We start from the raw sequence: 7406 nt of genomic DNA on the forward strand, positions 1-7406 counted from the left end.
GGCGGCAAGGACTGTTGCCTGGCGGGTTACCTCGCCGCTGCTGACGGTATGGAAGTCAGCTATCTGGCTAACACGGTGTCCGAGGATGGGCAACGCTCCCGCAGCCACGGACTGTCGGCGGATGTATTGCGTATGCAGGCGCAGGCGGTCGGTATCCCGCTGGTGCAGAGGCGCACTGGTCGGGACAACTATGAAGCTGAATTTAAGGCCATGCTGCGTTCTTTTCGCCAGGAGGGGGTTGAGGGCGGTGTATTCGGGGATATTGACTTCAATGAACACCGGGAGTGGGTGGAGCGGGTATGCCGGGAAACAGGAATGACCGCTCACCTGCCTTTATGGGAACAGAGCCAGGACAAGATACTTAGAGACTTTATCAGCCTTGGGTTCGAGTCGGTGGTGGTGGCTACTAAAGCTGACCTGCTCGGCGAGGAATGGCTGGGACGAAAGGTAGACCTGGACTTTATCCGGGATTTAGCGGAACTGGGCAAGACCCGGAAGATTACACCCTGTGGTGAGGCAGGAGAATACCATACCCTGGTTATTGACGGCCCGTTGTTCAAGCAGCGTCTGGAAATCATGGAAACCAGGAAGACTTTCCGGGATGAACGCTGGTTCCTGGAGGTTTTGAAGAGCGAATTGAGGGATAAGTAATTAGAGGGGAAGCGCAAAGGGCGAAGCCTCTTCGCAATTAATAATTCCTTTCCTATTGTTTATCAAATGACTTGGCTCAAAGTAACTGTTATGAGAGTAGCCTATCGTCATTCCGGCCCCGTATCAGGTGCGGGATAAACTCCAGCCGGAATCCAGAAAACACACATCTTCCCATCCAACCTGGATTCCGTATCAAGCCTGTCCTGGCGACAGGCCAGGGTACGGAATGAAGGAGGACGGTCGTTTGATGTAAGATTCTCATGTTTTCGTACATTGTGGTGTCTCCGGAAAGAGATATAATAGATTCTGAGGAACGGATTAACGAAGCCTCGTATTTAATACGGGGTCGGGATGGGGTAAGATTAAGGCATGTCACCTCCGGATTATTCGATACGCTCAGGGCGACATGATGCTACGATACTTTTGGAATAAGCCCTGTCAAGAGGAAGGGGAGAGAAAAAGAGGATAGTGTTGAAAAATATTCTGATAACCGGTGGCGTCCGCAGCGGCAAGAGCCATTTTGCCCAGGAGCTTGCCCGTGACTCGGGGGAACTGGTGCTCTTCGTGGCGACGGCGGCAGCCGGTGATGATGAGATGCGCCAGCGTATTGAGGAACACCGCCGGAGCCGCCCGGCAGCTTGGCGGACACTTGAGGTTACCACCCACGTCGGCGACCGCATCCCGCAGAGAATCGGGCGGGCTAAAATAGTAATTATAGACTGTATTACCCTCCTGGTCAGCAATTGCTTTGGCCAGTACGCTGACGCGAACGAAGAGCGTATTGATGTCGCTCTTGTTGAACAGGAGGTGACCAGGGAGATCGGTGAACTGGTAGAGTGTATCAGCCGTTTGGAAGCCGGATTTGTCATCGTCACCAATGAGGTTGGAGCGGGACTGGTGCCGCCGAACCAGATGGGACGTTTGTATCGTGATTTGCTTGGCAAAGCCAACCAGCTTCTGGCACAGCAGGTTGATGAAGTTTACCTGATGGTCGCCGGACTGCCGTTGCGGGTCAAGCCGTCTCAATATCCCGGGAAATAACCGGTCTCACTTGCGCCATGAGCCAACATGGCATTATAATAGGGACGCCGTATAGGTGTCCCGAAGGGCGACGTAGCCAAGTGGTTAAGGCGGCGGTCTGCAAAACCGCTATTCACCGGTTCGAATCCGGTCGTCGCCTCCAGCTATTTTAAAACCCCAAAAACTGCAGAACTCAATCTTCCAGTTGCGTGGTCTTACCACCGGGCTTCATGACGAAGATATGGGAAAACTCGGAGTCCGCGGTAGCTCCGTGCCAGTGCTTCTCGCCGGCGGCAAAAAGGATAACATCGCCCGTCGTCACTACCTTCTCCTCCTTTTCTGTAGCTACGATGCCTTTCCCGGCAGTGACGATGAGCACCTGATCGTGGTCATGAGCGTGAAACTTGTTTCTCACTCCCCTGCCGAAGTTAACGACGTTCACGTTATAGTCTTTACTGTCGGGGAGCAAAATCTGCCGGGTCAGGTCCTCCCCGGTGAACAGCGGGTTATTGACTACCGGGTTTCTGGGTATCTCCGCGATATTGACTATTTTCATGGCACCCTCCTTGAAATTCGTTCGTTCATTGTAGCACTGATTGGTGGTTTTTCCCACACTGCACTTGAAATGTTTAACCGGCCTGATATATAGGCGGACTTCTCCTGCACAATTCTTGACAAAAGCATGGCGCGCGGTTATAAATTACTTACCACAAAGAGGGGGAACTGTCCAGGCATCATACTGGATTTTGCCGCCCAATATCGCGCGGTCATAGGAGGTGACTGATGAGCCTGAATGATGAGGAGCTATTCAAGCTATACCAGGACATGACGGTCTTCCGAGCCATCGAGGATACCATGGCAGAGCAGGCCGGGTCATGGCACGGCGCGGCCGGGGAGGAAGCCAGCCACGCAGGCGCTTTCTTCGGCCTTGACAAGGATGACATTATTCTCCCCCACTTCCGGGGCGTTTACGGGGTGTACTACATCAAGGGTGTTCCCCTCACCGAAGTATTCGCGATGATGTATAACCGGGCAGATGGCTATAGTAAAGGCAAGGCGATGGGAATGGCCGGTAATATGGAAAAGGGCATTCTGCCCTGGTGTACCGGTACGCTGGGCCCACCCTTCGTGACCGCTACCGGGGCTGCCCTGGCCATCAAACTGAGAAAACAGAGCCGGGTGGTTGTTATCAGTTTTGGCGACGGTACCAGCAGCCGGGGGGAATTCCACGAGTCGCTTAACTTCGCTTCGATATACAAGCTGCCCATTGTTTTTGTCTGCGTCAATAACCAGTGGGGCGAGTATTCCGCCACCGCCGAGGTCATTGCCGCCCAAGACATCGCCGACCGCGCCCTTGGCTACAATATGCCGGGGATAAAAGTAGACGGCAATGATGTGCTGGCAGTACATGACGTTATGCAGGAAGCTATCGCCATGGCCCGCCGGGGTGATGGCCCGAGCTTGATTGAATGCAAGACATACCGGCTTGGTGGCCATACCGCCCGGGACAAGACTTTATACCGGCGCAGCGAAGATGCTGAACCCTGGAAGAAGAGAGACCCCATCAAGATTCTCTCCGGCTACCTGGTAGAAAAAGGGGTACTAACGGAGCAGAGCGCTGCCGATTATACTGAGAAAGCCAGGGCGGAAGTGCTGAAAGCGCTACAGACTGCCGAGGCCGGCCCGCGGCCGCCGCGTGAAAAGGAATTCGCTATGTCCGAGATATTTGCCCCCTGATAAAAGGAGAAAAAGAAGATGAGAGAGATAAGTTTTACCGAGGCAATCCGTGAAGCCCTGCGGGAAGAGATGCGCCGGGACTCTGATGTCTTCGTCATCGGCATTGATGTGGGACTGCGTCCGGGAACAACCAAGGTAACTACCGGCTTGGCCGAGGAATTCGGCACCGACAGGCTGATAAATACCCCTATCGCTGAGGGGATTATCTCCGGGGCTGCCGTTGGCGCCGCCCTGATGGGCATGAGGCCGGTGGCAGAGATAATGTTTGCCGATTTTGTGATGGCGATCATGGAGCCGATGGTCACGGTGGCCGCCCGGGCGCGCTATATCACCGATGGCGGCGCCAGCGTGCCAATGGTAGTCAGGACTCCCTTCAGTCTCGGCGGGGCTTACATGTCAAATTTCGAGGCGTGGTTCGTGCATGTCCCGGGGATAAAGGTCGTTATGCCCTCTACCCCCTATGACGCCAAGGGACTGCTCAAGTCAGCCATCAGGGACGATAACCCGGTGGTCTTTTATGAGCACCAGGACTTTCACCGTGAATTGAAAGGCCCGGTGCCGGAAGAGGAATATACCATCCCCCTGGGGGTAGGTGACATCAAGCGCGAGGGCACGGACGTCACCGTCGTCGCCACTGGCAAGATGGTGCACGAGGCACTGGCTGCCGCCGAAGAACTGGCTAAAGAGTCAATCAGCGTGGAGGTAGTCGACCCCCGTTCCCTGTATCCTATCGATAAGAACATGATCCTGGGTTCAGTCAGGAAAACGGGGAGGTTGGTTGTCGCCCATGAAGCCTGTAAGACCGGGGGCATCGGGGCGGAAATCAGCGCCATCGTATCTGAGGAAGTTTTTCCGTCACTAAAGGCGCCGATTGCCCGGGTGGCCAATCCTGATGTGCATGTCCCGTATATTATACCTCTGCAGAAGCTGGTAGTGCCATCAAAAGACGATATTATCGAGTCCGTAAGGAAGGTAATGTCCACCGGCTAACCGGAAACCGGAGCTAACAAAATATTTGCCCCGGAGAATGCCGGACAGTTCCGTCCTGTGCGGTACTTGCCCGCCGTGTCCTGCCGGTTGTTTCCGTATTCTTCCATCTGCTCCGCAAGTAATAAACCTATTGACAAAGGTATACCCGAAAGACTATGATACAGAACCAAATCAGGCGGAGCAGTTTGATGGTACCCAAGTACCGGACAGGCAGCAAAATCATCATAAAAGCGGTCAAGGATGAGGCAGCATCAGCCCGGGATTCTGATATCGCCCGGTACTCCGGTCAGACCGGTACCGTAACCAACTACCACTGGATAAGTCCCATGCCGGGCACGGTTTTCTACATTTACACTGTAAAAATAGATAACATTCAGAAGGAAATCGTGCTGCATGAAGACGAGTTAGAGGCGGCCGCCGCCAGAGCCCGTAAATAACTCCAACTGGCAAGCGATAAATCCTCTCGAAACCGGGCAGCGCCTGCTTGTACCGGAACCACGGTCATATCAGCTTCCAGGATATTTCCGGAAATCAGCGATTGTTTACCGATCCGGTACCAGGTTATTATGATTGTTCCTCGCCCTCAACCGCCCGGTGTGGTAGAATAGCAGGTAGCAATGAATTATAAGCTAAGTCCGTCAGATATGACCTTTTCTTACGATGGTTGCAAGCGGTGCTTCTATCTGAAGGCAGTCAAGGGTATCGTCCAGCCGTCAATACCAATACCCTCCGTCTTCAGCAAAATCGCCAGCCTCCTCAAGAACCACTATGCCGGTAAACAGACCGGTGAACTTCATCTTGCTCTCCCTCCCGGCATCATCAGCCACGGGGAAAGGAATGTCAGGTCACAGGTAATCGCGCTGCCCAACCATGACGCTACCTGCTATATCAACGGCCGCTTTGACATCGTCGTCAGCTTTGAAGACGGTACCTACGGGATAATCGATTTCAAGACGGGCAATCCGAGCCGGGAATCGGCCGCTTTCTACAGCCGCCAGTTACACGCTTACGCTTACGCCCTGGAGCACCCGGCGTCAAACGCTTTAGCGCTGGCGCCGGTAACCAGGCTGGGGCTGCTCTATTTCTATCCGTCCGGCATAAACCAGCAGAACCTGGAGAGGCTTTTCTATGAAGCCGAGATAACCTGGATAGAGATAGAAAAGGACGAGGCGAGGTTCCTCAGATTTATCGATGAGATGCTCTATTTGCTGGAGATGCCGGAAGCGCCGCCGCATTCCTCTAACTGCCCCTGGTGCAACTACGCCAGCAGACTAAACGACTTTTAATTGCGGGTATACGGGAAGTCTAACGGATAGTCAATTATGCAAGTAAGTACTAGTAATTAGTTGACTAAGGCCCGTTGCCCGTACTGTATGGCCATACCCTGAATAATCTGCTCCTGTGATTGGCCCCGGCCCAGGTTCTTCTTAATGGTGGCCTGCATTTCCAGAGCTTTATCACAATGACAATCAACCAGCCGGAGGTCACAGGCGCCGCAAACACAGTTAACATTGGCTGCCACCGCGTTCACCTCAGCTGCCGACACTGAGGAAGAGCACGAGGTGAATACCAGTGCCAACGCTATTAACAGCGGCAGAAATAATTTTCGTACAGAATTACCGGTCATCTTCAGGCTCCCTTGTAGATAGTTGCTTTTCGTTCATTGTAGCAGAAATCAGCTTATGCTGTAAAGGGAATAGCCGGGTGTTCTGCTTATATTGAGATGATTAAACTGCCATTGGCAGCTAAGACTGAAGAGAAGCCAAATAAAATAGCGTTGACACGATGAAAGCCAGGAACTACAGTAACCCTGGACACGCCGGGGTGGCGGAACTGGCAGACGCAGCGGACTTAAAATTCCAGGCTAAAATATCAACCAGTGGCTTTAGCTTCAAAACAGTGTTTTTACATCACCTTGTATTGTGGTCATTTGAACGTAACCGCCGATGGTGAATTTAAAAAGAATCTTCATAATGGCACTTTTTGGCACCCAACTATTAGCTTCGGATTATGTGTAAGACAAGAAAGAAAAGGTGGTAGTTAGCAAAAAAACCCATTGACCTAAGCCCTAAAGCCCTTAGATATGGCTCTCACAGCCTCACAGACTACCGCTAGCATTTGACAGCGCCCGCTTGTTGGCTATAGTCTATGAAGGGGTGTAATTATGAAGCGAATTTTAGTCATCTCCGTAATTTTGGTGGCTATGCTTTTAAGTGCGTGTAGTACCCCTGCCACCACACCCACGACTGCAAAGCCCACGCCGGAACCTTCAGCCACATTTACCATTACCAGTTTTAAACCGTCGAGTGAATACGTATATATTTACTATGATGTCGAGAACAACGGAATTGTATACTTAAATTACTATAAAGTATATTTTACTATTACATGCGATGACGGCAGCAAAATTCAATACTGGACTAATGGGACAGACGTATTTGTTGGTGAGAAATGGTCAGCTTTTGGAATAACGGAGGTAGGAAGTAAGAAAGTAGTATCCGTGGAAATAACAAATTCGGAACTAACAGGAGGGACACCCCCTAAAATAATATATGAAATAACTGGGACGGCTGATGAAGTGGATGTAACGTTGAACAATGCTACGGGCGGGACAGAGCAATATAGTAGCGTTTCCGTTCCGAAGAAATACTCGTTTAGTTCATTCCCTGATAGTTTCCTATACATATCCGCACAAAATCAAGGTGAATATGGAACCGTAAGAGTCTCGATTTATGTAGATGGTAAACTCTTCAAAACTTCATCAAGTTCAGGTGCTTATGTGATTGCAGATGCTTCCGGTTCAAAGTAAAGAAGAGGGAAATAGGCAAGAGAGTAGGTGTAGGGAGGTAGACATGGGGCTATTTGGTAGTCTATTCCGAAAAGATGAGGCACCACAGAAAACCCATAAAGCAAAGGTAGAGGTTACAGTGGCTTCCCCCGGTGATGGCGGGTCAACCATCTCAACAGGACTGAAAGAAGCTACAACCAAGAAAAAATCGGGGGATATA

The 7406-nt window shown here is 51.6% G+C and carries 9 protein-coding genes and 1 tRNA gene; 8 read left to right on the plus strand and 2 right to left on the minus strand.

The genetic code is table 11. The annotated features are described in order from the left end of the window. From Q8Q07_00125 to Q8Q07_00135, 3 genes are all read left to right on the plus strand, one after another. A partial coding sequence (locus Q8Q07_00125; GenBank protein ID MDP3878701.1) for a diphthine--ammonia ligase occupies window positions 1-651 on the plus strand: 651 nt, incomplete at its 5' end. 471 nt (window positions 652-1122) lie between these two features. Continuing rightward, window positions 1123-1692: a bifunctional adenosylcobinamide kinase/adenosylcobinamide-phosphate guanylyltransferase gene (cobU, locus tag Q8Q07_00130; protein ID MDP3878702.1), complete on the plus strand. Its 570-nt coding sequence runs from the start codon at window positions 1123-1125 to the stop codon at window positions 1690-1692. 66 nt (window positions 1693-1758) lie between these two features. Beyond that, window positions 1759-1834, plus strand: a tRNA-Cys gene (locus tag Q8Q07_00135). Between the two features lie 30 nt (window positions 1835-1864). Here the strand turns inward: Q8Q07_00135 and Q8Q07_00140 are convergent. Next, on the minus strand, window positions 1865-2227 hold the full coding sequence (locus tag Q8Q07_00140; GenBank protein MDP3878703.1) for a cupin domain-containing protein: 363 nt from the start codon (window positions 2225-2227) through the stop codon (window positions 1865-1867). A 227-nt stretch (window positions 2228-2454) separates the two neighbouring features. Here Q8Q07_00140 and Q8Q07_00145 point away from each other — a divergent pair, with 227 nt between their 5' ends. The 4 genes from Q8Q07_00145 (at window position 2455) to Q8Q07_00160 (ending at window position 5684) form a co-directional block, all read left to right on the plus strand. Then, the gene (locus Q8Q07_00145; GenBank protein ID MDP3878704.1) at window positions 2455-3408 is read left to right on the plus strand and encodes a thiamine pyrophosphate-dependent dehydrogenase E1 component subunit alpha; all 954 of its coding nucleotides are present in this window, start codon (window positions 2455-2457) and stop codon (window positions 3406-3408) included. Between the two features lie 18 nt (window positions 3409-3426). Then, window positions 3427-4398: an alpha-ketoacid dehydrogenase subunit beta gene (locus tag Q8Q07_00150; GenBank protein ID MDP3878705.1), complete on the plus strand. Its 972-nt coding sequence runs from the start codon at window positions 3427-3429 to the stop codon at window positions 4396-4398. Window positions 4399-4583: 185 nt separating this feature from the next. Continuing rightward, window positions 4584-4835: a hypothetical protein gene (locus Q8Q07_00155; GenBank protein ID MDP3878706.1), complete on the plus strand. Its 252-nt coding sequence runs from the start codon at window positions 4584-4586 to the stop codon at window positions 4833-4835. A 180-nt stretch (window positions 4836-5015) separates the two neighbouring features. Next, window positions 5016-5684, plus strand: a complete 669-nt coding sequence (locus Q8Q07_00160; protein ID MDP3878707.1) for a PD-(D/E)XK nuclease family protein — start codon at window positions 5016-5018, stop codon at window positions 5682-5684. A 56-nt stretch (window positions 5685-5740) separates the two neighbouring features. Here the strand turns inward: Q8Q07_00160 and Q8Q07_00165 are convergent, their stop codons facing one another. Beyond that, entirely contained in the window at window positions 5741-6025 is a 285-nt protein-coding gene (locus tag Q8Q07_00165; GenBank protein ID MDP3878708.1) for a cytochrome c-type biogenesis protein CcmH, read from the minus strand. 537 nt (window positions 6026-6562) lie between these two features. Here Q8Q07_00165 and Q8Q07_00170 point away from each other — a divergent pair. Then, window positions 6563-7207, plus strand: a complete 645-nt coding sequence (locus Q8Q07_00170; GenBank protein ID MDP3878709.1) for a hypothetical protein — start codon at window positions 6563-6565, stop codon at window positions 7205-7207. The last annotated feature ends 199 nt before the right edge of the window (window positions 7208-7406 follow it).

It is taken from the genome of Dehalococcoidales bacterium (assembly GCA_030698765.1).
Taxonomy (GTDB): domain Bacteria; phylum Chloroflexota; class Dehalococcoidia; order Dehalococcoidales; family UBA2162; genus JAUYMF01.